General features: G+C 56.0%; 19 protein-coding genes. 9 read left to right on the top strand and 10 right to left on the bottom strand.

Annotated features, from left to right (window positions below; translation table 11 throughout):
- Window positions 1-282: 282 nt before the first annotated feature.
- From ehuA to LB462_RS14800, 8 genes are all read right to left on the bottom strand, one after another.
- On the bottom strand, window positions 283-1,071 hold the full coding sequence (gene ehuA, locus LB462_RS14835; RefSeq protein ID WP_224509118.1) for an ectoine/hydroxyectoine ABC transporter ATP-binding protein EhuA: 789 nt from the start codon (window positions 1,069-1,071) through the stop codon (window positions 283-285).
- On the bottom strand, window positions 1,064-1,774 hold the full coding sequence (gene ehuD / locus LB462_RS14830; RefSeq protein WP_224509116.1) for an ectoine/hydroxyectoine ABC transporter permease subunit EhuD: 711 nt from the start codon (window positions 1,772-1,774) through the stop codon (window positions 1,064-1,066). The genes ehuA and ehuD overlap by 8 nt, the downstream gene beginning before the upstream one ends.
- A 76-nt stretch (window positions 1,775-1,850) precedes the next feature.
- Window positions 1,851-2,519 carry an amino acid ABC transporter permease gene (locus tag LB462_RS14825; RefSeq protein WP_224509113.1) on the bottom strand — a complete coding sequence of 223 codons (669 nt, stop codon included), beginning with the start codon at window positions 2,517-2,519 and terminating at the stop codon, window positions 1,851-1,853.
- A gap of 65 nt (window positions 2,520-2,584) precedes the next feature.
- The gene (gene ehuB / locus LB462_RS14820; RefSeq protein ID WP_224509110.1) at window positions 2,585-3,448 is read right to left on the bottom strand and encodes an ectoine/hydroxyectoine ABC transporter substrate-binding protein EhuB; all 864 of its coding nucleotides are present in this window, start codon (window positions 3,446-3,448) and stop codon (window positions 2,585-2,587) included.
- Between the two features lie 205 nt (window positions 3,449-3,653).
- Window positions 3,654-5,000 (bottom strand): LLM class flavin-dependent oxidoreductase, encoded by a 1,347-nt coding sequence (locus tag LB462_RS14815; RefSeq protein ID WP_224509107.1) that lies wholly within the window; start codon window positions 4,998-5,000, stop codon window positions 3,654-3,656.
- Between the two features lie 43 nt (window positions 5,001-5,043).
- The gene (locus LB462_RS14810) at window positions 5,044-6,372 is read right to left on the bottom strand and encodes an LLM class flavin-dependent oxidoreductase (RefSeq protein WP_224509104.1); all 1,329 of its coding nucleotides are present in this window, start codon (window positions 6,370-6,372) and stop codon (window positions 5,044-5,046) included.
- A 69-nt stretch (window positions 6,373-6,441) separates the two neighbouring features.
- On the bottom strand, window positions 6,442-8,106 hold the full coding sequence (locus tag LB462_RS14805; protein WP_224509101.1) for an ABC transporter substrate-binding protein: 1,665 nt from the start codon (window positions 8,104-8,106) through the stop codon (window positions 6,442-6,444).
- Window positions 8,107-8,526: 420 nt separating this feature from the next.
- Window positions 8,527-9,402 carry a PhzF family phenazine biosynthesis protein gene (locus tag LB462_RS14800; RefSeq protein WP_224509098.1) on the bottom strand — a complete coding sequence of 292 codons (876 nt, stop codon included), beginning with the start codon at window positions 9,400-9,402 and terminating at the stop codon, window positions 8,527-8,529.
- 109 nt (window positions 9,403-9,511) lie between these two features.
- On the opposite strand from LB462_RS14800, the gene LB462_RS14795 reads away from it, so the two are divergent.
- Entirely contained in the window at window positions 9,512-10,408 is an 897-nt protein-coding gene (locus LB462_RS14795; protein ID WP_224509095.1) for a LysR substrate-binding domain-containing protein, read from the top strand.
- 1,551 nt (window positions 10,409-11,959) lie between these two features.
- Here the strand turns inward: LB462_RS14795 and LB462_RS31335 are convergent.
- Window positions 11,960-12,559: a cold-shock protein gene (locus tag LB462_RS31335; RefSeq protein WP_304610447.1), complete on the bottom strand. Its 600-nt coding sequence runs from the start codon at window positions 12,557-12,559 to the stop codon at window positions 11,960-11,962.
- Between the two features lie 432 nt (window positions 12,560-12,991).
- Here LB462_RS31335 and LB462_RS31210 point away from each other — a divergent pair, with 432 nt between their 5' ends.
- Together LB462_RS31210 and LB462_RS14780 are read left to right on the top strand one after the other, a co-directional pair.
- On the top strand, window positions 12,992-13,120 hold the full coding sequence (locus tag LB462_RS31210; RefSeq protein WP_255626589.1) for a hypothetical protein: 129 nt from the start codon (window positions 12,992-12,994) through the stop codon (window positions 13,118-13,120).
- Window positions 13,120-13,512 carry a hypothetical protein gene (locus tag LB462_RS14780; RefSeq protein ID WP_224509092.1) on the top strand — a complete coding sequence of 131 codons (393 nt, stop codon included), beginning with the start codon at window positions 13,120-13,122 and terminating at the stop codon, window positions 13,510-13,512. Before LB462_RS31210 ends, LB462_RS14780 begins: the two co-directional genes overlap by 1 nt.
- A gap of 135 nt (window positions 13,513-13,647) precedes the next feature.
- Here the strand turns inward: LB462_RS14780 and LB462_RS14775 are convergent, their stop codons facing one another.
- A complete protein-coding gene (locus LB462_RS14775; RefSeq protein WP_224509090.1) occupies window positions 13,648-14,163 on the bottom strand; it encodes a UPF0262 family protein in 516 nt (171 codons plus the stop codon).
- A 1,456-nt stretch (window positions 14,164-15,619) separates the two neighbouring features.
- Between LB462_RS14775 and LB462_RS14770 the strand changes: the two genes are divergently transcribed.
- The 6 genes from LB462_RS14770 (at window position 15,620) to LB462_RS14745 (ending at window position 24,387) form a co-directional block, all read left to right on the top strand.
- Window positions 15,620-16,498, top strand: coding sequence for a hypothetical protein (locus tag LB462_RS14770; RefSeq protein ID WP_224509088.1), 879 nt, complete (start codon window positions 15,620-15,622; stop codon window positions 16,496-16,498).
- 82 nt (window positions 16,499-16,580) lie between these two features.
- Window positions 16,581-17,630 carry a DUF2278 family protein gene (locus tag LB462_RS14765; RefSeq protein WP_224509085.1) on the top strand — a complete coding sequence of 350 codons (1,050 nt, stop codon included), beginning with the start codon at window positions 16,581-16,583 and terminating at the stop codon, window positions 17,628-17,630.
- A gap of 77 nt (window positions 17,631-17,707) precedes the next feature.
- Window positions 17,708-18,556 (top strand): S1/P1 nuclease, encoded by an 849-nt coding sequence (locus LB462_RS14760; RefSeq protein WP_224509083.1) that lies wholly within the window; start codon window positions 17,708-17,710, stop codon window positions 18,554-18,556.
- 78 nt (window positions 18,557-18,634) lie between these two features.
- A complete protein-coding gene (locus tag LB462_RS14755; RefSeq protein ID WP_224509081.1) occupies window positions 18,635-20,641 on the top strand; it encodes a DNA/RNA non-specific endonuclease in 2,007 nt (668 codons plus the stop codon).
- Window positions 20,642-20,715: 74 nt separating this feature from the next.
- Window positions 20,716-22,527 (top strand): phospholipase D-like domain-containing protein, encoded by a 1,812-nt coding sequence (locus LB462_RS14750; protein ID WP_224509079.1) that lies wholly within the window; start codon window positions 20,716-20,718, stop codon window positions 22,525-22,527.
- A gap of 183 nt (window positions 22,528-22,710) precedes the next feature.
- Window positions 22,711-24,387, top strand: coding sequence for a hypothetical protein (locus tag LB462_RS14745; RefSeq protein WP_224509076.1), 1,677 nt, complete (start codon window positions 22,711-22,713; stop codon window positions 24,385-24,387).
- Window positions 24,388-24,443 lie beyond the last annotated feature (56 nt).

Genomic DNA, 24,443 nt, shown 5'->3' with positions numbered 1-24,443 from the left:
TTGCGCAAGGCGCCATTTGCGAAAAAATAATGCAGCAAGGTGCACGGGAGTGCGGACCCTCACCGAACAATGCGAGCATCAGCTTTCAGGGGACGAGCAGGAAAACGGGGCTGGACAACGCTCTGTCATAAAGGGCGTGCACGCCGAAAGGAGGCCCGGCGCTGTGACTTCAAATGCGGTGATCACCCTTCTTAAGGAAGAGGACAACCTTTGACTGACAGGAGAGCAATATGGGAACCCACCGGCGTTCCGATCCTGTGTAAAAAGGCGGCAATCTGCGCGTCAGGCTTCCAGGATCGCCCTGAGGAAAGCTTTCGTACGGTTATTCGCAGGGGATTCGAATATCTGCACCGGACTGCCCTGTTCGATGATGCGGCCACCTTCGAGAAAACACACGCGATCCGAAATTTCCCTGGCCAGCCCCATATGGTGTGTGACCATTAACGTGGTAAACTGATGTTTTTTGGCCAGTTGCCGGATGACCGACAGGACCTCGCCGACAGTTTCCGGGTCCAGCGCCGACGTCACTTCGTCAAACAGCAGGATTTTGGGACGCATTGCGAGCGCGCGGGCAATCGCCACACGCTGCTGCTGGCCTCCCGACAACTGGATGGGAAAATTGTTTTGTTTGTCGGCGAGACCGACAAGCTTCAATAGTTCGATGGCGCGATCGTAAGCTTCATCCTTGGAGAGCCGCAGCACACGAATGGGCGCTTCCGCGATGTTTCGCAGTGCGCTCATGTGCGGGAACAGATTGAAACTCTGGAAAACCATGCCGACTTTACGACGAATTGCGCGGGTTTGCGCCGCCGCAGCCTGCTGGCTGAGTTTATCAGGGCCCTGATCAACCCAGAGGGCCTCGCCATCGACGGTAACGCCGCCAGCCTGTACGTTCTCCAGCGTCATGAGAATGCGCAGTATCGTTGATTTTCCTGAGCCGCTCGGACCGATAAGCGTCAGATTTTCGTTTTGCACCACATCCAGATCGAGATTTGCCAGAACCGTGGTGCCGCCGAATTTTTTGGTGACGGCGCGAAAGCTGATGATGGGAGACGCGATTTGGTCAGCCACGTATGTTTCTCCTGCCAAGCCACGTCTGTGAGGCAGCATTTTCGAGAACTCGGATAACGAAGGAGGTAGCCAGACTGAGAGCCAGGAATATGAGACCGCAAAGCGTGATTGGTTCGATATATTGGAAATGGTCCGCGCCATGCTGCATGGCAACGAACATGATGTCGGTAACGGCGATGGACGCGAGCAATGGCGTTTCCTTGAAGATTGACACCAATAGGTTGCCAAGCGCCGGAATCAAGAAAGGAATGAGTTGCGGTACAATGATGTAGCGATAGGCATCAAAGCGTGAAAAGCCGAGGGCTATGACAGCATCCCGCTGCCCGACCGGCAGGGCTTCAAGGCCGGCCCGATATGCCTCGGAAACGTAGCATCCATAGTGGATCGATAGCGCGAGAACACCTGTGGCAATGGCCGGTAGCATGACGCCGATCTGCGGCAGCACGAAAAAATAAAAATATACCTGCAACAAGAGTGGCGTGGACCGAATGAAATCGGACAGAAATACCGCCGGCCTTGCGATAAGAGGCAAATGGGAGCGCTGAGCCCACAATAACGGAATGGCGATCACGAGCGCCCCTACAAAAGCAAGGAGCGCGACGTAAATCGTTACGCTTGCAGCTGCGATCAGCTTTGGCAGGACAACAGTCACGACACTTAGTCGAAACCAGTCCGCGAGAATATCAATACCTAATATAGTCATCCTGAAAGCCACGAAAGGAAATCACTATTGTCCGGCCGCGAAGGCAAGCGCATCCTTTCCAATGCAGCCGGGCCCATCACGTGGATTCCCCCGGGGCGCGCAATTTCCACCCTCCGAAACGGCCCTCCATCCTGCGCATCAGCCGTATCAATGCCTGCGCCAGGACGAAGTAGGTGAGCAGAACGACGAGCAGTACCGGAACCGGCTGGTAGGTGCTGACGATGACCGAATGGGCCTGCTCCGTCAGGTCCGCCAGCCCAATCAGCGATACCACCGATGTGCCTTTAAGAAGCATCACAAACTCGTTGCCCATCAACGGCAGCAAGGCGACCAGGGCCTGGGGAAGCACGACGTATTGCAGCCGCTGGAGACTGGTCATTCCCAACGCCACAGCGGCCTCGTGCTGGCTGGCGGGAATAGAAAGGACCGCAGCCCTGATATATTCCGAGGAATAGGCCGCATGCGTGAGGGCGCAGCCTATGACGGACGCTTGCCAGACACTCAGGCGCAAACCCAGAAACGGCGCGGCAAAATAGAGCCAGAACAAGGTGACATAAAGGGAAACACCTCGAAACAGTTCGACGAAGGCCGAAGCGGAGTAGCGAACGAGGCGCAATCGAGACAAGCGCGCAAGACCGATGACGATGCCCAAACTGAAGCCGAGCGCCAGGACAATCACAAACAATAGCAGTGTTTGCAAAAGCCCTTCCAGCAGCAGCGGGACCCACGCAAGCAGGTCACGCATGTGCGGAAACCGCGACCGGAACCTTGAGCCTTCCAGGCTGATGGAAAAACGCGAGGTGCAACACCCTACTCCTTGCAGATGTCGGCGAGCTTCACATCCGGCGATGGGATATCCGCTGCTGTGATCGCGTATTTTGCTAGGATCGCGTCATATTCCGGCGTGCCTTTAATAGACCGCAACGCATCATTGAATTGAGCAACGAGATCCTGATCATCCGGACGGAAACCAAAACCGAGATAGTTGATTGAAGGCTTGCCATCAAAGACCGGCAGCGTGAACGGCGCAGCTCGCTCCACTGACGTTCCGCCATCGGCCGCGACTGTTTCATTCGCCGCAAAGATGGTCGACGTCGTCAGATCCACCCGACCCGATTTCAATGCGAAGAAGACTTCGGGAAAATCCTGGAAACTAACGAGCTGGCTCTCGGGGATGCCCAGCCGTTCGAAATCCTTCCTCGAAGCCGATCCCTGCTGCGTTCCGATTTTGATGTCCGGATTTTTGAGAACGTCGTCATAGCTATGGATGTTTTTTGGATTTCCCTTGCGAACCGTGACGGCGTCGGCAATCTGAATATGCGGTTCGGCAAAGGCGATTTCGGCGCATCGCGACGGACGGATGAAAAGTCCTGCGGCGATTGCATCGAAATGCCCTGCCTTGAGGCCGGGGATCAACGCACTGAATTTCACGGCGACACCTTCGACCTTTGGCACACCGAGCTTGGCGAAAGCGGCACGCGCCAGTTCGTAATCAACACCGGCAAGACTGCCGTCGGGTTGCTTGAAGCTGTAAGGCTTCTCATTGGCAAACCCAACCTGCACGACGCCATCCCGCTTTATACGCTCTAAAGTCGTTTCCGCCGCAGCAGAGGAAACAGCCAGGCCCGACAAAAAAGCGGCGGCGACCGATGCCCACAGAATTCGTTTAAACATGCCCTACCCCAACCCCCGTCTACGTTAAGTTCACAGCTTCAATATAAAGGCCAAAACCGGATTGTTAACAATATTGTTTTCATTTATGCGGCTCGGCGGCGAATGTTTTGCCAGTGATGATCTTGCGGTTAGAAGCCGCTCCTGTCTCGGTTGGTTTGTCTGCCAGCAGGATTTGACACGGCCGCTTACGGACTATCGGCAAGGTTCAGTGAGCAAGACGCGAAGCGTTTATTGCGTGGGAGCGTCCTTTTCCGAACAGCGTCTCGCGAAACGTTGACCGGCGCTCCGCGATACGTCCCCGGTTGCGCAGTTCCGGAATGACCTGGTCGACGAATTCGAAAATCGTAGTGGGCGTGACGATGGAGTTTAGATTGAACCCGTCCAGACCGGTTTCATCTACGATCGATTCCAACCGGTCCGCGATGTCGATTGGGGTGCCGACCAGAATACCGCTTCCGAAACGCCCGACATCGTCAATGACCTCCCATACCCGGAAAGACCGGTCGGACTGGGTCGTATACTGTGCAGCGCGCGACTGGTTCGCTTCCGTCGGGGTGTAGGTCAGGATAGCATCCGGATCGAGGGCGGACAGATCGTAGCCGGACGAGCCGCAGTATTGCGCAAGCGCCGATTCCGGGGAGCGGTATCGTGCATAATCCTCGAATTGCTCGCGCGCTTCTGCTCGCGTGGGTGCAACGATGGCAGTCTGCTGGTGGAAGATCAGGATATCCTGCGGAGCACGACCAAAATCAACGGCGCGCCTGCGGATGGCGGCGACATTCTCCTTGACCGCGGCCAGTGTTCGGCCTTGCACAAAGACACATTCCGCGTGCCGGGCGGCAAAGTCGCGTCCGGCTTTCGAGCTTCCAGCCTGAAAGATCACAGGCGTACGCTGCGGTGATGGCTCACACACATGCGGACCGGCAACTTTAAAGACATCGCCCTGATGGTTGATGTCGTGAACCCGCGCGGGGTCGATATGGATGTTGTTTGCCACGTCGAACTTGACCGCGCCATCCTCCCAGCTCGCTTCCCACAGTTTATAGCAAACCGACAGAAACTCATCGGCGATGGCGTATCTGCGGTCGTGCGCGATCGGCTCGCTCAGCCCGAAATAGCGGGCGGCACTGGCAATATAAGACGTCACGACGTTGAGGCCGATGCGGCCGTTTGTCAGATGATCGAGGGTGGAGAGCCGCCGGGCAACATGGAAGGGATGTTCGTAGGTCGTCGAAATCGTGGTCACAAAACCGAGGCTTGTCGTGGCCTGAGCCATGGATGGAATGAGCAGTGATGGATCATTGGAGGGAAATTGCATGGCATGGCGGATCGTTGTCTCTGACGAGCCTTTGTAAACGTCAGACGCACCGAAGAAATCGCCGAGAAAAAGTGCGGTGAAACCTCCCTCTTCGATCTTGCGCGCGATTGTCACCCAGAAGTTGATATCATTGTACTCATGGTGCCGGCTGTCGGGGTGTCTCCACAGACCGTGAGTATCGCCTGTGCGATTGTTCATTTCAAACAGATTGAAGAAAATCGGTTTCTTGAGCATTTGGCCTTCAGCTATCTCTACGTTCGAGTTCCGGGTCTCTTGTTTAATCGCGGCGGTAGCGGCTGTGGGGACGCGGTATTTGGAGATTGTCGCGCAGCGTCACCCCTTCATACGTGTCGTGGTAAAGACCCCTGCGCTGGAGTTCCGGAACGACCAGATCGACAAAATCGTCAAGATCGCCCGGCAGATAAGAAAACCGCACATTGAAGCCATCGGCAGCGCCGTTTCTGAACCAATGTTCGAAATGGTCCGCGATGTCCGCCGGCGTTCCAACCACCGTGTTATAACCGGAGGCGAGCCATCGATAGAGATCGCGGATGCTCTTTCCGGTTTGTCTGGCATGAGCCACCAGCAGTTCCTGCCGTGTCTTGTCACCCTCCGTCGGGGGCACGTCTGGCAAAGGACCGTCGATCGAGTATTTCGACAGGTCCGCTCCCGCCGCGCCAGAAAGCATTGCGACACCGGCTACAGGATGAATAAGATCCTGCAACTGTGCGTACTTGTCCTCCGCTTCGCTCCGCGTCGGGGCGACGACCGGAGTCACTCCTGGCAGAATTGCCACATGGTCGGGGTCGCGACCGGCGGCCGACGTTCGCGCCCGGACATCGTCATAAAATGCAATCGCGCCCGCCAAGTCCGATTGTGCGGTAAAGATAACGTCAGCGAAACTGGCCGCTGCGTTTCGTCCCGCATCGGAGGACCCGGCTTGCACGATCACCGGATGTCCCTGGGGCGGGCGGGCGACGCCGAGCGGACCCCGTATATTGAACTGCGCGCTTTGATGATTGAGAACATGCATTTTTTCAGGAATAAAAAACTTGCCGCCTGCCTTGTCGAACAGAAAAGCGTCGTCATCCCAGCTATCCCATAAACCCTTGACGATCTCGACGAATTCCCTCGCCCGAACATAACGAAGCGAATGCAACGGATGTTCGCGTTTGCCGTAGTTGAAAGCCTCTGCAGAATTGGAAGAAGTCACCACGTTCCATCCCGCTCGGCCCTTGCTTAGGTAATCGAGCGACGCCAACTGACGCGCAACGCTGTATGGTTCATGATAGGTGGTGGTTACCGTGCCGACCAGGCCAATCCGGTTCGTTGCAACGGCCAAAGCCGAAAGCAGCGTTATCGGCTCGAAATCGACGACCCTTGCACTGTAGCTGAGCGTCTCATCATTGAGATTGACCGGAAAAGGAAGCGTATCGGCGATGAAGATCGCGTGAAACAGTCCTCGTTCAGCCGTCCTGGCGAAGGCAATCTGCGCGTCAATGTCAAGACTTGCTTCGGCGTTCGCCCGTGGATATCGCCAGCCTGCCGTGTGCTGGCCTGGAGTCTGAAGAAATGCACCGAGTATGAGCTTGTTTCGCCGTGCCATGCTGTTCTCGTGGATTGCGGAAATGTCGAAGGAAAGCGATGCCGGGACTAGCCCGGCATGCCTGCGAGATCAGCTCTTGCTGGTGCGCCAGTAGGCTGGCGTATCCCAGCTGGGGCCGGGCACAAACCCCTTCACATTTGCCCGCACCGGCACTTGTCCAAGCTGCTGGTAAATGACGATGAATGGCGAGTTGTCGCGCACCTCTTTCTGGAGATCGAGGTAGATTGTGGAACGCTTTGCGGCATTGGCCTCGGTCAGGCCCGACAACGTTTTTTTGGTCAGCTCCGGGACAAGCCAGTGATCGCGCCAGGCCGCGTTCTTGTTAATGGAGTTTTCGCTGTCGTCATCGTTGATCGTAAAGAATGACGCGCTGGCGTGGACGTCAAGGTAATCAGGCGACCATCCAAAGAACACGGCATCGTGCTGACGTCCACGAAACCTTGTCTGCAGCTGCGCGCGGTCGAGCGTGTTCAACTCCACGGTGACACCTGCCAAACCGAAGGTGGACTGCAGTGACTGGCTGACTTCTCTGTCGGGCGAGCGACTGGATACGTCGAGCTTGAGCTTGAAGCCGTCCTTATAGCCTGCTGCCTCGAGCAGCGCCTTTGCTTTCGCAATGTCAAGCGTGTAGGGCGTTTCGTCCAGGGAGCCGCCCGAGCCGCTTCCCCAAAAACTCTGATGAACAGTTGCCTGCCCCTTGAGGATGTTCTTGGTTATACCGTCATAGTCGATCGCCCACCGCAAGGCTTGCTGTACTTTGGCATCGCCCAGCGGCTCTACCCCCTGATTGAGCGCGATATAGTTCACGTCTGTCTTGGGTGTCGAGATGATCGTTATATCTGCGTTCGTCGAAAGCGCCTGTATTTGGTCAGCGCTAAGATTGCGGGCGATATCCACATCACCCTTCTCGAGCAAAAGACGCTGGGTTGCCGCTTCCGGAATATGGCGCAGGACGACATTCTTCAGCGGCACGCTTTCGCGCTTGAAATGCGGGTTAGCCGCAAGAACAACGGCCTCATTTGGGGTCCACCCGGCAAGCTGATACGGCCCGGAACCCGCTGTGTTTTTCTTTAGCCAGCCGTAACCCAGATCACCATCGCTCTGATGCTTCAGGACTTCCTGCTTGTCTACGACTGACGAAACCGTAGATGAAAGAACCTTCAGGAACAGGTCCGGGGCGTAAGGCTTGTCGAGCTTGAGGACGAGCGTTTTCTCGTCAAGCTGGCTAACGTGGTGATCTATGTTGTCCTTCGACCATCCGAACTGCGTCAGGTAGAAAACCGGAGTCTTGCCGAGGCGCAGCACACGTTGCAGCGAAAAGGCGGCATCTTCCGCGGTCAGGCTGCGTCCGGAAGAAAAATATAAACCGTCGCGTATCTTGAACGTAAATGTAAGACCGTCATCGGAAATCGTCCATGACTCAGCTGCTCCGCCTATTGGCTTTGTAAAGTCCGATGGATCGAACGTTATCAAACGCTCATAAACGTTATTGACCACCTCCCCCCCGGTTGCTTCATAAACTTCCGCAGGATCCAGCGTGATCAGATCACTGATATATTTTGCCACAACGAGAGTACCGGAAGGGGTCTGGGCAACTGCCTGGGACGCGCTCAAAGTGAGAGGCGCACCAACTATGCATAGAAATCCAAGTGCTGTGGATTTCAGGAAGTAACCTGCGCGGGCCATTAATGACGCTTTGGCGCGATATGAACTTGCTTGAAAATATGGATGCATTTTGAGTCTCCTGAGTTGCACTCGACGTAGCCTCGGGAGTCAAAACAAGCATCGTTCGTCCCGCCTATCCCCCGTTCCGCGCTTCAGTGAGAAGCATGGCAGGCCAAGCGTAGATTTTTGAGAGCAAGATTGATAACATTTTTGATCTCATTTTCCAGCTGACTGAGAAAGTTCATGCCAATTTCGGCAGCATTGTCACATCATTTTACAAGAGCCCCTCTTCCGCACGCGCTGAAGCCGCCGCATGCGATCGACGTGATCGGAAACGATCATGCTGGTGTACTCGTTGACCTAAAACGCGAGTAATCTTGCGTTCCGACGAGCGATGATTGGGCCTTTTGATAAAGCCGACTCGAGAGCACGTGCGGCAGAGCTGATGTTCTGAACCAATGCAGACCCCGCCTGCGTTGCTATTGTGCATCACAGATGCAGCATACCGCGCAACACCACGACACCTGAGCCAGAAAGTTCGGGGTCAGGGTCAAGTCGCACCTGCAGAAAACTTTTCCGCCCCATGCGGGTGCCCTGTTCGATCAACAGGTTGTTTCCGTTTGTCAGCAAACCGATCGATCCCAAATATGCGCACAAAGGCCCCGCCGCCGTTCCGGTTGCCGAGTCTTCCCAAAGTCCCATCGCGGGGTTGAAGAAGCGAGCGTAAGCGGTCGTCGGAGAGGCGGCATCAAATGCATAAAGATAGCACCCCTGCGCGCCTGCAAGACCGAGCACCTGGATCAGCTTTGCTGCCGAAGGTTCGGCGCGATCGACGCATTGCCGATCGCGCGCCCGGACCATGAGATGGGCAGCGCCAGTATCAGCGGCGCGTGGCGCTGGATCCGAGAAAAGGTCGGCAGTTTTCAACCCAAGTGCCTCCCCCAGAGCATCCAATGAGCTCAGCGGAGGTAACACCCTCAGGGGCGCTTGCTTCATCCGGCCATGGATGCGGCCCTCGCGCGCTTCGATCGTGATGGGCAATATTTCGTCGCCGATCTCCTGCCGGAATGTTTTCGGTGTCGTCAGCTCACCGAGCTGACCGTCGTATCCAAGCCATAACCAGGCGCCCAGAGCGTTGTGGCCGGCTCCGAAAACCTCTGCTCCACTGGCGGTGAATGACCTGAGCCTCCAGTCCGCACGGTCACTTTGCAAGACAAAGGTTGTTTCCGACTGATTGAATTCGCGCGCGATGCGGCGCAGAACGTCATCCTCGAGGTGGTCGGCTCCTTCGACCACGGCGAGAGGATTGCCGTTCAGCGGCGTGTCGGCAAAAACGTCGACCAGTCCTGCGGTGAGATTGACCATAATTTGTCCTTGTGAGATGAGTGGAAGTCGCTTGTGTCGCACAGGATATGCTGGTGACAGCGAGGTTTCAAAATCGCTTTTCTCATGTCTAAGATGAAATGGATTCATCATGACAGGATCAGACATGCCGCCCCTGACGGCTCTTCGCGCTTTCGAAGCCACCGCTCGCCTCAGCAGTTTCAAAGCGGCGGCGGCGGAACTGTTCGTCACGCCCACGGCCATTAGTCATCAGATCCGCCAGCTTGAAGAATATCTTGGAGTGCGCGTGCTCGATCGAACACCGCGCAGCGTAAGTCTCACATCCAAGGGCAAGGAGCTCTATGAGGCGACAGTGTCCGGCTTCGCCGACATCCGCCGATCAGTCGCCCGTCTTCGCGAAATCGATAACCGAAAAGCTTTGACGCTTTCCGCGACCACGGCTTTTCTTAGCCATTGGCTCGTTCCGCGCCTGGCCGAAATCCGCCATGTTCTGCCGGAACTCGATCTGCGCCTGCACGCTTCCGAAACGATCGTGAAATTGCAGCCGGGCGAGATTGACGTGGCGATACGTTATGGCAAGGGGCCATTCGCAGGTGTCGAAGCAACCTCTCTCAGGATCGACACATTCGCCCCGGTGTGCAGTCCTCGATTGAATATTGTTGATCTTGAAGACATCCGTCGGGTCGCGCTCATTCATGTCGATGGCCGCACCGCACCGCGGCCACTGCCGGACTGGCCGCGCTGGTGCGCGGGAGCTGGTATCAGTGGCGTGAACACCACCGCCGGTCTGCACTTTTCCAACGGCTTGCACGCCATGCAGGCGGCCATCGCCGGACAGGGTGTGGCGATTGTCAGTTTGGTACTGGCGGCGGACACCCTCGCCTCGGGCCTGCTGGTTCAGCCTTTCCACCACGTCCTGCCCGGCGACATCTACCATTTCGTCTGCGCGCCTGCCGTCAGCAGCCGCTCCGACGTCGAAGCGCTACGCCAATGGATGAGGATCGAGCTGGACGCCCCGCGTTCTTAGACCTCAACGCAACGTCAGTTTGGCAAACGTCGCCACCGGACTACTTTATGAATTCGCAGTGAACTCGATCGCAAAGAAGTTTTAGGCAACGGTCGAACATTGAAAGTATATTTCTGGTCACAATCCTGTTGGTCACGAATGATAGGCATCAGGCTTAATGGTGGTGATCGCAACAGGAACCGACCGTGCATATGAACGACCTCTCCGAGTATGACGATCTGGATGATGACGACGAAGCAGCGTGGTCTTGCCACTCGTGTCCCATCAAATATCTGAGCGTATTGGCCAGAGGAGTTGCGTTCGCGGTTTTGGTCGCCAAGATGCTTTAAGAACGGCGCTCTAAGCCCCGACGCCGGATAATCAACCACCGCAAAAGGGGACATATGCCCCCCGGTGACGACGTCACCGGGGGCATACTTTTCAGCTGACACCGTGCTGCTATACCGCCGGCGACAAGTTCCTTAAGTCGCTGCAGTGCAGTGGGGATGCCACGTGCCGCCCCATAGTCCTCGCCCGCGTCATTCTCGACCACTTCGAGGACGCCGTCGCCGCCGGCGAGCAGTCGGCACGGCAATGCCCTTGACTTTACTTCACCTGAGTTCAAGGTCGTTATGAATCGGTTCGTGTCCGCAAGAGCAGCGCTCGATTTCAACTGCGATTGACAGGATCACGTGCTTCGTGTGCCAGGGTTTCGCGATGCCCAAGAACTCAATGGGTCAGGGATTTGAGAACTCGCGTCGCCATGTTGCGAAGAATAGATACGCGGCAAGTGGCAAAATCCAGTTGAGCATCCAGAATCATCCTTCGCGTGGAATGCAAGCGTCCGGTCAGCCGATACTTCCGTCTTGCGCCCGATACCATGGCTACGGCTGATGAAGATCTGCAAAAAGCTCGGGTTCGCTTTCTGGCATTATCTTAGCGACGGGTTTGGAAGCCACATCGCTTCTTTCCGCCCCCATGTTACGCGATCCTCAAAGCTGGTGCGATCGCAGGCCTGTTGCCGCAGCCAACTGACCATCGCCTCATTTATGCCGCCCGCTAAGCAAGCTGAAAGTCCGGATCGTTCCAAGACGACCCGGTTGGTTCCGCTTTTTCCGCCATGTATGCTTCGATGGCGCTGATCGATCCCTGTATTCCACTGAGTGCAATAAGCGATTTGTCATTCTCTCCGCTCTTTAACATCGCAGTTATTGCGGTAGACCGTCTGACCTTAAGCCTGGCTAGCAGTTCGCTGTTGTCCATTTCTTTCCCTCCATTGGGTTTGTTCCCGCGGCAAGCGGGTCATTCTCAGGAGTTCCCATAAGCACTAAGCAAACGCGCCGGCAAGCTCACTAGCGTCGGCACATCGCCCATCTTCACAATCATTGAATTGAAGCTCGACAAAATAGCCTGGGTCGCCGACAGCAGTGTCTTGCCTTCCGCCTCATTGTGGCGCTGCAGGAGATCGGTACAGAATGACGCGCCCGGTTGGAATGATCTGGAAAAGATAGTCGAAATTCCGGAAGTTGCCGGTAAGCACACTCGCACCCAATTGCCGCGCCTGCAGGAAAACTAGCCCAGGCGAATGCTCCGGACTTCCAGGCCTTTCTTGCCCTGCCCGCATTCAACAACAACCTTCTGTCCCTCCACCAACAGGCTGAGCCCTGAGCCGGTCAGCGCTGTGGCATGGACGAAGACGTCTTTCTCACCGTTATCGGGAGCAATGAAGCCGAAGCCCTTCTCGGGATCGTACCACTTGACGGTGCCCGCGCTCTCCAGCTGGTCACCTGTCTCGGCAGTGGCCTCGCCCGCGCGGTGCGTATGTGCCGGCGTTTTAGCAATCGGTTGGCCGATTTCCAGGACTTGCACGACCTGATGGCCTCTTTGACTTTCTTCGACCGTGACCTTGAGACGCGTCCCCTCGGAAACACCGCGGCTTCCGGCTGCCTCCAACTGTCGGATGTGCAGATAGGCCTCCGTGCTATCCGACAGTTTGACGAAGCCAAAACCCTTGCTGGCGTTGAACCATATCACCTCCGCCTCGACAGGATCTGTGGTCATAGTCGGCGAACGCTGAAAGTAGCTTGGCTCGGACGTCCGTTCCAAAAAGGAAATGAGGTTATCGTCATGCCGATGCCGGCGTGGCTCGCGATGGTCTCGATATTTGCCCATGATCATCTCGATTGGCATGGAGGGCACACTGCGCTTCCGTGAGGATAATATCCTTATCGGACGACGCGGTCGTGTCAAACGCAAATATGGCCCATGTCTCGCTTTCGCAATGAGATCCCGACGTCGCGACAGGCTCAGAATATCGGCTGCACGTACATGGTTGCAACGACTTCCAAAAGCCTGACTCACCGGTTTACGAAACTTCTCGCAAATGGACGTTTCTATTTTAACTCCCGCTGAAAAGCATGACTCAACCGCGAACTTTAGGCCGAAAGGCGGACATACGGTCAGATTCGTGTACGCGCGCTATCTTTCACATGCGATAGATAGGGGCGCGGATCTATCCAGCAGATTATGTCCCTTCCAAGTCAATCGATAGCCCTCCAATGGTGGTGAATTATCCAGAAAACCTTCGCTAGGGAGAAGCCGAACGTGGGCAACAACGACTTTCTGATCGAATCCTTCAACAATGGTGTCTTATCCCAAGAGCAGTCTGCCAGCGGGAACAACCTCAAAAGCACCGCCGCTTTACAAGTTGCCATCATTCCGGCTTTTCTTTAGTGGCTGAAGGTGCGGCAAAACGTTTGGGGAATGAAACGATGTCGATTGACTGGATCCCAAGACTTCGAGGACACGCGGATCTTGTAAAACGGCTGGTGGAGGAGGTGCCTCAGGCTCTCGACCGACCTGGGCTAAGTCTCGATCACGCCAAACGTTTGCGCGCAGTCATTCAAAAAGGGCAGCGTGATTTTAACGAAGTTCTTGAGCTGATGAATGAACAGGATGTCGACGAGACATACCGCAATGCCGCAGACAACCTTGCAAAGATATGGTGCCATTTCGTTCATGCCGCTGCCGATAAAATTCAGATGCTGGAGGACGAGGTATCTGCCGAAACGGATCATGAGGATGAACAGACTGGAACCGCTGAACCTGGCCGGTCAGCGCGATAAAGCCGCGTTGCACCAGTTGCGAGCGCTGGCTCAAACGACCTCGATGCTATGATGGCCTCGACGTCCCGCCAATCCCTGTAGAACGGCGCTCGCCCGCTTTCTCCCCTCCTCGCGGACAGGGATATACGTTTCGTCTCACGTTCGATGTGCTCGATACGCTACGTCTTGTGTGATCAGGATATCGACCAAGGTAAACAGCCGTCGGGCAGTTCCCTGATCCATATCGACCTTGGATTTGAGGCGCTTTCTCAGCAATTCGGAGGCTTCGTCGTGGATGGCCCGGCGTCCCATATCGATAGCTTCAAGCCTCTCTGGGACCTTGCGCACCACGGCGTCGGAGTAGCTGTCGCAAACTAGTCTGTAATCCTTGAGCAGCCGTCGGAACGGAGTGAGCGACAAATGGTGACAAAGGATGGGCACGTCTTTCTCAGTGGTGACGGTCAAGACAAGGCGCCCATCCATCAATGTGAGGCCCAGGCGGTAGGGGCCACCGCCATGGCCAACTGGAACAAAGGTGTTGTTTTCTAGCAGGTCGAAAATCGCGACAGCCTGTTCGCGCTTTCGTTCTGAATCCCTCTGACTCCTGAAAGAGGCATCGAGCGAGACAGCGCAAAGCCGAAAGCTCGACAAGGACATGGTCGCGACTGTCATCTGACAACCCGTTTCGGTGCACAGGTTGCTCTAGCCGCTTCGCCGAACCGTCTTGTAATGCAGCGAGAAGTGGCTGCCGTCGAAACGGGTCCGACGACAGCCACGTTGCCTTGGGAGGCTAAACGGGTGGAAAATCTCTTTGAAATAGGCGCTGACCGACTGCACGAGCCGCTATCGCTTCCCGTTGCGTCGTAGCTAAGACTGTCGCCGTGATAACTGTTATCGCCGGCACGCCGCGCGATTCTTGCCATTTTCGTCCTGTTGAATCTGCACATATGAAACGCCAATTGCGGCTCCAAGGTTTTGCTGGGTCATGCCAACGAGTAACAGGACTCTCAAAGCCTCTCGCCGTTTTTCCTATTGACGTCTTCGGAGTTTGGTCTGCAAGCCAACTCGGCCCTTCTTCCGTTCGTGCTTTGGTGTCCAGTGAACCAACACCATTTAGTCCGCCTGTCGAACCAAATCCAAAAGGCGATCGCGATTATCATTACGAAGACAATCAAATATGGCCAAACTGATGTGAAATACGGCCCCTCGTCAAACTCTGGTCCGTCGTCATCTGGTCGCATATATCCGCTCTTGGCTTATAGTAACTCGGGGTATTCCTCCTGGTATGCGCTAATCGGCAATCAGCCGAAGCTATTCGATCGGCCACGTTGAACGTCCCAGTATAGGGGGCAGGCGATCGGGCCTGCTTGGGCTACAACGCACATTGACTTGGGTGGTGAGGAACTAAGGCATTGATAAGGGCGCGCGTTGCCGATTGGCAACAGATGATCCAATTGAGCTTTGTGCCGCTTTTCCGCCCCCCTTCTCCCCACGTTGACGATCTGCCGTCCCTCAGCCCCGCCTCAGCGGTTGCCTCATCCTCTGTCAGCATCGCCACTGCGACCTGCAAATGGAAGTGCCAGCCGTGTTTCTTGGACCATGTTACGTCGGGGACGGTCCAGTCGCCGACGACGGCAATCGTTTCGTTCCAGCTACGTGCGGCTTGAACAGCCGGGGGACGCCTGAAGGGAGGGATGTTACTACCGCCCCTATTCTGGTGCGTCAGGATGAAGACATAGCTTCGCAACGTCCTGGTCGACCCCGAGAAGGGATCGAAATCCCTCAGATATCCGAGGCGTGTCGGCGATCAAATATGGCGCTCCATGGCTGACCTTACCTATCTTGCCCCCTCCCCTGACGAACGCCGAGCCATTTCAGAAGATCACCGCGTATGCGCGCAAATCCCAGGCCGCCGTCAACGAGGGGACATCAAACGTCACACCATCATCGGCAACCGGCTGCGCACAGATGGCCCGGAAGGTTTTGGCAATGGCTTCCGCGTCGCAGCCTAATCCTTTCTGGTTTATTGTGGCAGATCAGGGATCGTGCTCTCTTAGTCAAGTTCATTTGGTTCTGAATGGTTCGACGTCATCCGCTATAGTTCTTGCAGATTCCAGGGGGAGGAATCATGCGACACAATCTCGACGCGCGCGAATATAAGCTGCTGTTGAATCCCAGCTGGTTCGCAGAGCCCAGAGCAAACACGTTCTGGCGCGACCGGATAATGCCCATTATCGAGTGCCGGCTGAAGAAGCGCGAGAATGGTGAGTCCCGCGCCGTGGGATCGTTTGGCACCCCGAAAGAGCGTATCATCCGCTTTTGGGATACGCCGAACTGCACTTTGACCGGCTCCGACTTCGCCTTGCGCACCCGAGCCCAAGCGAAATCCGGGGTACCTGAGATAACCCTTAAGCTACGAACGGAAGATTATTTCGTGGTCGCGTCGACGCCACTACCGGGCGCGGCCGGTCAAGGCGAGATAAAGTTCGAGGAGGACATTGCTCCGCTTGAGGTCATTCCATCCGTTCCGGGCACGCCGGTTGTGTTTCCGTCGAAGCATTCCATTCGCAGCCGCTTTTCGCTGTCGACCACGCTAGTTCATGCTTGGCAGGAAATGGACCGGACAACGGCGGTGTTACGGGCGCTTTTCCCAACCCTTGCCGAAAACCTCAAGGCGCCGAATACACTCGCAAGAGAGAGTTCATTGATCGGCGGTCCCGTCATTCATGAATATGTCAGCAAAGGCGCACAAGTCAGGCTCAGTGAGAATGTCACCGGGGATTTCACGCTGACGCTCTGGTACTTCGAGACGACTGATTTCCCGCCTGCTGTCGCAGAGATTTCATTTAAATGTGCAACCATCGCCGGCGGAATGCCTGGAAAGGCGGCCCGCAGGGCACTTGATCTGTTTATTGGCCTCCAAATCGATCTTGGTGATTATGTGAATACCGACCATGCAAGCAAGACGGCGATGGCGCTGCCGAGCGGCTGTGCTGGCCGCAGGTAGCGACAGCACCCCCTCGCCTTCTGAACATGTGCCGACAATCGTCGGATAGAAATATCTCGTAAGAATTGACACGGAGGATATCATGCCACTCGACAACTACGCTGTGCTCAAGGGCCGACCGATCAATAATCGTCTGGCATCCGGCGCAAGTCCGCATTACCAGGTCCTCGTGTCGGAAAATGGCACCCTGCACCGCATCGCGATCAATGTCCGTTCGCAGGATGGCAGCGAAGTCGAGTTCCTCGTCCGGTCGCGATTCGAGCATCCGATCACCGATCTCCTTGTGGAGTTGTCTGAGGGGCTGCACAAGACGCCGAGCCAGCCGGGAGGCGTCGCGCTGGATTTCATCCGCGGTAACCTGATGCAACCTTGGGAACTTGTGCCGTTGCCGCTCTCGGCAGTTGGTCCTGACAATGACCTCAATGAGAAGATCGATGCCTATGTCCAGCGTGCCATGTCAGACGAGGACGCGATGATCTACGCCTTCGGCGAGACGTGGGGACCGGAGCAAGACAAGGCCGACAAGTACTTCGGGTTCAAGCCCGGACGGGGCATTCACGATATTCATTTCAACCAGGGCAACCCTCCCGGAAGGTTTGCCTCGCAGAACGGGCCATGGCAGGATGGCGGACTGATCTTCGAGTTTCCCCGCGAGCAGCAATGGGTCGGCGTCTTCCTGAAATTTCAAACGCAGGCCTGGCACTCGGACGATGGAAACGGATCGCTCATCATTCCCCAGCAAGGCGATCACCCGGGCAGGCCGCATGCGCCAGTCGATCGCGACCGCATCCCCGATTTCGAGGTGCCAGACGGGTTGGTGCGCATCATCGCCGCCTATGTCAATGACGTGAAGACACCTGAACATGAAACGGTGACACTGCTGAATACTGCGGATGTATCCATTGACCTCACCGGGTGGCAGATCAAGGACAAGCAGAAGAATGCGATGGACCTTGGTGGATCGATTGCTGCCGGCGCGACCCAGGTTGTCGAGGTGAAAGCTCCGGTGGCACTTTCCAACAAGGGCGGGCTCATTACCTTGATCAATGCGCAGGGCATCAAGGTTCATGGGGTCTCTTACACGAAAGAACAGGCACGGCAGCCAGGTCGGACCATTCCGTTTCAGAGCTAGAGTCTGCGTTGCACAACCAAATCCGTGTTTGGCCGAAAGCAGCGGCAGATTTCAAAAAATAATGGAGAAGATAAAGAGTGGGAACGTTCAAATTGACAGTGGTCGCGTTGATCTCCATGTCCTGGGCAAACGGTGCCTTGGCCTGGGGACCTGACGGGCATTCCATCGTTGCCGAACTTGCCCAAAGGAGGTTGACGCCCAAGGCTCAGTCCTCGATTGCAGCGCTGCTGGGCTCCGGCGTTTCGCTCGCGTCGATTTCAAGTTGGGCTGATGACTACAAGTTTGTCTTCGGCGGCGAAAAGACACGCCGCTGGCACTTCGTCGACATCGACATTGCGCAAGACGGTGGGGGTACGCCGGCCAACTGCGAGAAGCAGGCTGAAGGTGATTGTATCACTGCCGCGCTCACTCGCGAGGTTAACGTCCTTACCGATGCTAGCGCCTCGATGAGCGCGCGCGAGAGCGCTCTGAAATTCGTTGTCCATCTCATCGGTGATATTCATCAGCCGCTTCATTGCGCCGAACGCAACAACGATGGCGGCGGCAACGGCTTGGCCGTCACCTTTCAGGGCAAGGGCCCCGACGGGAAACCGCTCAATGATGAGATCAGTTTCCACAAGCTCTGGGACGAAACCCTGATCGAGGCGCACACTTTCAGTTGGGGGGCGTACGCTGATGAACTGGAAACGTCCGTGATGCCCGGCCTGAGCCCTGACACGAGATTAGATCACATCAGTAACTGGACAGAGGAATGCCACAAGGCGGGTCAGCAAGCCTACGCCCTGCTCCCGACCCCGGTGGACGGTTCTTCGAGACTGGTTATTGATCAGACATACCAGCAGCGCGTGCAGCCGCTGCTAGACCGTGAGCTGACGCTCGCCGCGCTTCGCCTTGCGGCAGTGCTCAACCAGATCCTCGACCGATAGCGACGTGCGGGACATGGAATTTCATCCGCGCATTTCACTCGCCTGATTCATCCGTGCAGAAAATTAATGGGGGCTGTCGTGGCACATATCGATGAAACGCCGGAATCAACAAATCCGCTTGAACTTGCAACTGCCGCCAAGGAAGCGATCAAGCAGCAGAAAAATCTCGATAAGACCAAAGAGGGTCTGACAGCTGACGCAGCCGCTGCTGCGAAGATGTTGAGTAATGAGTCTCCTGAGCGTATTGCCGTCCGGTTTGATCGTATCAACCGCAAGGATCCGAACGCTATTGAGCGCCTGCTCGGTAAGCGTGACATCGTAAGCACCAACTTCTTCGAGCGCGGGCTCGAAGTGGCAAAAGCCGTATGTCGCATCAAGACCCTCGGCATGCCAGCAACCCCTCCAGACTATGCCACAGGATTTCTTGTAACATCGAGCTTGCTGGTGACGAACAACCATGTCCTGCCTGATCCTGAAACCGCAAGCCGCAGTCTCGCCGAATTCGGCTATGAACTGGACAGGAACTTTGTTGAACGCCGCGGCCGCATCTTCCCTTTCGCGCCGATCGAAGCCTTTTACACCAGCGCCGAACTCGACTTCACCGTCGTAGCGATCTCCCCTATGGCCCACGACGGAACACCGATTACCGATTTCGGCGTGCTTCCGCTGATCCCGATGAGCGGCAAAGGGCTCGCCGGTGAGCATGTCTCGATTATCCAGCATCCCGGTGGCGGTACCAAGCAAGTCGTTGTGCGGGAAAACCGCATCATCGTCCTTGATGAAAAGAAATTTCCGAACATCAATCCGGCGTTCATTCATTATACGGCCGATACCGAATTGGGATCTTCGGGCTCACCAATTTTTAACGATCAATGGGATCTCGTTGCCGTCCACCATCTCGCCGTTGTTGACCTCGACAGATACGGCAATCCCCTCAACCGAAATGACAAAATCTGGACCGAAGCGGACGGTGAGGATGCAAAGAAATGGATCGCTAACGAGGGCATTCGCATCAGCGCGATCTGGGCGCATTTGCAGCGCGCGGCCCCTTTCAATGCGGACGCGGCAAGGATTATGGCAATGCTTGCCCATGAACCGCGCGTCACGTATCAGCCCCATTCTGCCAGGATCGACGCAACCCCACAGAAGTGGGAGACTCTACCCAATGTGCCCGAGGCTCCGGCCTTCGAGAGCACCCGGTTTTCGGATCCGGCTTTTGCTGAATTCATGGGCTACAAACCGGATTTCCTGGGGCAGGATCTGGTCGTTCCCCTGCCGAAACCCAAACGCGAGTTCAGGGGAACGCTTGCCATCAACGAGGATACCGGCGCCAAGGTTTTTAACTACACGCATTTCAGTCTTGCCATGAACGTCGAGCGTCGTCTTGCGGCGTGGACCGCAGTCAACATCAACGGCAAAGAGCTAAAGTCTGCCGCGTCACCCAGTTGGCGGCGCGACAGCCGGTTGCCAGCAAACCAACAGACGTTGGCCGAAGTCTACGGAATTGTTCCCGGCAAAGGTATCCAGATCGATCGGGGTCATCTTGTGAGGCGACTTGATCCGGTCTGGGGGCCGCAGTCCGTAGCGGACAGGGCCGGGAGCGATACGTTTCATTATACCAATTCGGCACCGCAGGAGCATGTCTACAACAGCGAGGTTTGGGGCAATCTCGAAGATTTTGTATTGGCGCGCGCCGAAGAGCGCGATCACAAGGTCAGTGTCATGACCGGACCCATTCTTCGGCCAGATGACGATTTCTACGGTGAAGGCTTAATGGGTGGCCCCTGGCAGATACTCTGGTCCTTCTGGAAGATCGCTGTCTTCAAGCGGCCAGACGACAGCGCCTCGGTGACGGGTTTCGTTATTGAGCAATCGAGGAACATTGCCCCGTTGTTTGAGAGCACAAGATACAATCCTTACACCGTGGATGAAGCCCGCGTCTTCCAACGTCCGATATCACTCATCGAGGATTTGACGGGCCTGGATTTCGGCGATCTGAAAACGATGGACAGAATGGGAAGCGTAGAAACAACCGCGATGGCATCGGCAAGGCCCATTCGCGGTCCGGAAGATATAGCCTTCTGAAGGCCGGGAATAGCAACTGAAGGAAGGCGCAATTTTCAGCGCGTCGGATTTTTTTAAGTCGGGGAGAGCTAGGCATGCGGTTCAAATCAGAAAAGATTGGCGGCTATCAGATCTTCGCCGTGACCGGCACCAACACCGTCTCGTTTGCGATCGACTTCGACAGCGCCGACACAGCTCATCTTCTTGGCTTCGCCATTGAACGCATTGATCTGGAAGAGAACGAGCGCTATTTCCTTTATGGTTTCAAAGTGTTCGAAGAAATCGTTCCCATTCCAGATGAGACCACTTTGGTTACAACGTTCAACCACCCGGTGCAGAGCTTCGTTCACGACGATTTCACGGCCAAACCCGGCCGCGCCTATGAATACCTGTTCTATCCGCTGAAAGGTAAACCCAAGAATATCGATCGCACCGAACCGCCAATCCCGATCGCGGTTCGCACCGAACTCCTCTTCTCCAAGCTCGAACACGATGTGTTCTTCAACCGTGGAGTTGCCAGCAGCCAAGCCTACAAGCGGGAATTCGGCAACCGCCGACCCGACGATCTTGAAGAACCAAAGCGGCAACAAGCTCTCGATTGGTTAAGCCGCGATCTCGATGAGGCGCTCTTAAAATTCATCGGCCAGGCGAAACGCGGCGACACCCTGCTTTGTTGCTTCTACGAGTTCCGTTACGAGCCGGTCGCCGTGGCCCTGAAAAAGGCGATTGATGACCAAGTCAAGGTACGCATCATCATCGATGCAAAGAAGAACGAGATACGCGACAAGATCACCGGCGAGATAATCAAACAAAGCTTTCCGCGGACCGAAAACCTGGAACTCGTTCAGAGGCAAGGCTTTCCTGACGATGCAATTATCCTTCGGGAGGCCCAGCCTAGCAATATTCAACACAACAAGTTCATGGTCTGGCTGGAGGGCAATGGCGACGACGCAAAACCCAACGCCGTGTGGACGGGATCTACCAATCTTTCCATCGGCGGTATCCACGGGCAGACCAATGTCGGTCACTGGTTACGCAACCCCGACATTGCCACTGCCTTTCGTGACTACTGGCGACTTCTCGCTTATGATCCCGGGAGCAAAGGCAAGGATGACCCGGACAGTGCCAGGAAGACGGCCGAGCTGCGCCGAAGTGTGGGCGGGATTAATAAAACACCAGCTACGATCAGCGACATCCCCCTCGGCGTGACACCGGTCTTCAGTCCCCGCGCTGGCACGGGCATGCTGGAGCTGTACGCTCAATTGCTCGACAGCGCCGAACGTCTTGCCTGTATCACGCTTGCGTTCGGGATCAGCAAAGTTTTCAAGGAGCGCCTGGCTGACAACAGCGTAAGCAGCCATCTGGCATTCTTCTTGCTCGAAAAGGAAGACAGACCAAATTCAAGCAGCACGACACCCTTCGTGGCGCTCAATTCGCGTAACAATGTATATGAAGCTTGGGGCAGCTTTCTCCGCGAACCGCTGCATCGCTGGGCAAAGGAGACGTCTGCGGGCCGTCTCGGCTTGAACCAGCATGTGAGCTTCATTCACTCAAAGTTTCTGTTAAGAGATCCGCTCAGCGCCGATCCCATTGTAGTTACGGGCTCAGCTAATTTCAGTGAGCCCTCGACGACCAGTAATGATGAAAACATGTTGATCATCCGCGGTGACCTCCGGACGGCGGATATTTATTTCACCGAGTTCAACAGACTTTTCTTTCACTATTATTTTCGTTCGGTGCAGGAAGTGATGAGCCGCCATCCTGGTCGGGGGGATACGTCAAAGACGGGCTTCAGCGCATTCCTTACGCCCGATGATTCGTGGCTCAAGAAATACACTGTTGGCAGTCTGCGGAGGAAGCGGGTCGAGGTGTTTGCACACATGGCCGGATTCGAAAAAACTGAATAGCTCATCAGGCGAGGAAGAGGATTAAGTACAGCCTGAGTTTGAGGGTACTATGGCCATCAACGGGGCCGCAAACTCAGCGGGTATCAGATTGGGGAGGGAATTGGCATGGGGGATAAGAGCGAGCCGGAAGCCGGAGAAAGCAAAGGCGCAACTCAACAACCGGGCAGCAAACGAGGCGCATTCATGTCTTCTTTGATTGTGCCACTATTTGCACTTCTCGGCGTGCTCGCCACTGGCGTTCTGACGTTTACATCAACTGTTTTCAAAGACAATACGCCCCCTTCGGTCGGAATTCGCGTTTTCGTTGGCAACGGCGTTATCTTTTCGGCTGCAGGTGCACCAAATGGTATGAATGCACCTCCGGGGGTCACCGCTACTATTCCGGTAGGCGAGAAGCTTGTGTTCTTCGCCGATCAAACCTTCGATCCTGATGGGGTCAGTGAGAAGCTGGCGCTCAGATGGTCCGCAGTTTCAGATGCCGAGGCCGATCCCTGCGCCACAGGCGGCCCGACTTGCGCGGGTCGGCAGTGGGCGTGGAAAGCCCCGACGCAAGGGTTTTATCTCATACAACTTGCAGCAACAGATGATGCTGACTGCCCTTACTGGCGGAAACTGGTTTTTGGCGAGGCGGGCTGCAACAAGACGGCGATCGCCAGTGTGCTTCTACAGGCCTTGGCGCCTACCGCCCCGGAAATTTTTATACAGCCGCACCCGACGACACTCGTGTCCGGCGCAGCCATTAAGCTTGATGCCAGCCAGTCTGTTACCTTCGACAAACAGCTCCCCAACTTGGTTTGGACTGTTGATGGAGTGCGCGCGAGCGTTGACAAGACCTTGGATGTTACAGCTCCATTGGCCGGACTTGATAATCAGGTTTTGAATATCGCCCTCACAGCGACCGACAAGTTCGGACACTTCAAACAAGAGAAAATCCCCATCCGTATCACCCAACCGGAATTGGTGACGGCAACAGGAAGTGCTGCCCCAAAAGAACGTACCGAACTGCTATCGGCCGATCAGATTTGCCGGGGCGGCGAACTCTTCAAGCTCACAGCACCTATTACGGTCAAAAGCGGCCCGGTATCGTGCAGACTGCCTGCCAGAATAGTCACCAATGGGTTTGGTCTGGCCATCGAAGCAGCCGAAATCGAAAGTGCCAATACGCACATTGTCAGCTTTGACGAGGGTGGTGGCATCGCCCCGCCGGTTGCCAACGGAAGCAATGGCGCCGACGGTGACAATGGTCGTGGAGAAGGACAAAGCGGCGAAGGCGGCGCAACGGGAGGGGACGGAGCGACTGGAATGCCGGGTCGATCGGCCGGGGAAATCTCCTTGCAAGCGAAAGTTTTCCGCGGCCAGATGGTGGTTGACAATCTTGGGCAGAACGGCGGCCGGGGCGGTGATGGAGGCACTGGTGGCCGTGGCGGTGATGGATCCAAAGGCGCGTCCGCGGTCACGGGAATTTTCGACTGCCGCCGCGGTCCGGGGCGCGGCGGTGACGGAGGAAGCGGCGGTAAGGGCGGTAACGGAGGAAATGCCGGATCCGGCGGCATGGCGGGCACCGTCAGGCTGGAATTCGATCAGTCAGATCCAGCAGCAACCGTAGAGGTCAAATCGCTGGGGGGAAGTCAGGGAGCGCCAGGCCTTGGCGGGTCCGGAGGCAATGGTGGTCGGCCAGGGGCAGAAGGAAACACATCGGGATTCTGCGGTTCGGCGGGCCGTTCCGGTCAGCCTGGGGCAAATGGCTCGCCAGGGTCTTCAGGGGGGTCGGCCACAGCGGGCGCGGCAGCAACAATTCGAGGCAAGTTTGGACAATCCGAGGTTGATCAGGTCGGGGCAGTATCACTGTCGGCGAAATGAACTCCTACCGCCCTGCACCGTGCAGCAGGTTAGCGGATCATTGATGCAATTGTTTG

The sequence above is a fragment of the Phyllobacterium chamaecytisi genome, assembly GCF_020164455.1.
Taxonomy (GTDB): domain Bacteria; phylum Pseudomonadota; class Alphaproteobacteria; order Rhizobiales; family Rhizobiaceae; genus Phyllobacterium; species Phyllobacterium chamaecytisi.
This window is presented reverse-complemented; position numbering and strand designations above follow the sequence as displayed.

Coding starts and splice junctions, on each gene's coding strand:
- LB462_RS14825 (WP_224509113.1), bottom strand. CDS start 2,519: ATGCGTGACCTGCTTGCGTGGGTCCCGCTGCTGCTGGAAGGGCTTTTG.
- LB462_RS14775 (WP_224509090.1), bottom strand. CDS start 14,163: ATGACAGTCGCGACCATGTCCTTGTCGAGCTTTCGGCTTTGCGCTGTC.
- LB462_RS14750 (WP_224509079.1), top strand. CDS start 20,716: ATGCGGTTCAAATCAGAAAAGATTGGCGGCTATCAGATCTTCGCCGTG.
- LB462_RS14805 (WP_224509101.1), bottom strand. CDS start 8,106: ATGCATCCATATTTTCAAGCAAGTTCATATCGCGCCAAAGCGTCATTA.
- LB462_RS14765 (WP_224509085.1), top strand. CDS start 16,581: ATGCCACTCGACAACTACGCTGTGCTCAAGGGCCGACCGATCAATAAT.
- LB462_RS14745 (WP_224509076.1), top strand. CDS start 22,711: ATGTCTTCTTTGATTGTGCCACTATTTGCACTTCTCGGCGTGCTCGCC.
- LB462_RS14795 (WP_224509095.1), top strand. CDS start 9,512: ATGACAGGATCAGACATGCCGCCCCTGACGGCTCTTCGCGCTTTCGAA.
- LB462_RS31335 (WP_304610447.1), bottom strand. CDS start 12,559: ATGGGCAAATATCGAGACCATCGCGAGCCACGCCGGCATCGGCATGAC.
- ehuB (WP_224509110.1), bottom strand. CDS start 3,448: ATGTTTAAACGAATTCTGTGGGCATCGGTCGCCGCCGCTTTTTTGTCG.
- ehuD (WP_224509116.1), bottom strand. CDS start 1,774: ATGACTATATTAGGTATTGATATTCTCGCGGACTGGTTTCGACTAAGT.
- LB462_RS14810 (WP_224509104.1), bottom strand. CDS start 6,372: ATGGCACGGCGAAACAAGCTCATACTCGGTGCATTTCTTCAGACTCCA.
- LB462_RS14800 (WP_224509098.1), bottom strand. CDS start 9,402: ATGGTCAATCTCACCGCAGGACTGGTCGACGTTTTTGCCGACACGCCG.
- LB462_RS14815 (WP_224509107.1), bottom strand. CDS start 5,000: ATGCTCAAGAAACCGATTTTCTTCAATCTGTTTGAAATGAACAATCGC.
- LB462_RS14770 (WP_224509088.1), top strand. CDS start 15,620: ATGCGACACAATCTCGACGCGCGCGAATATAAGCTGCTGTTGAATCCC.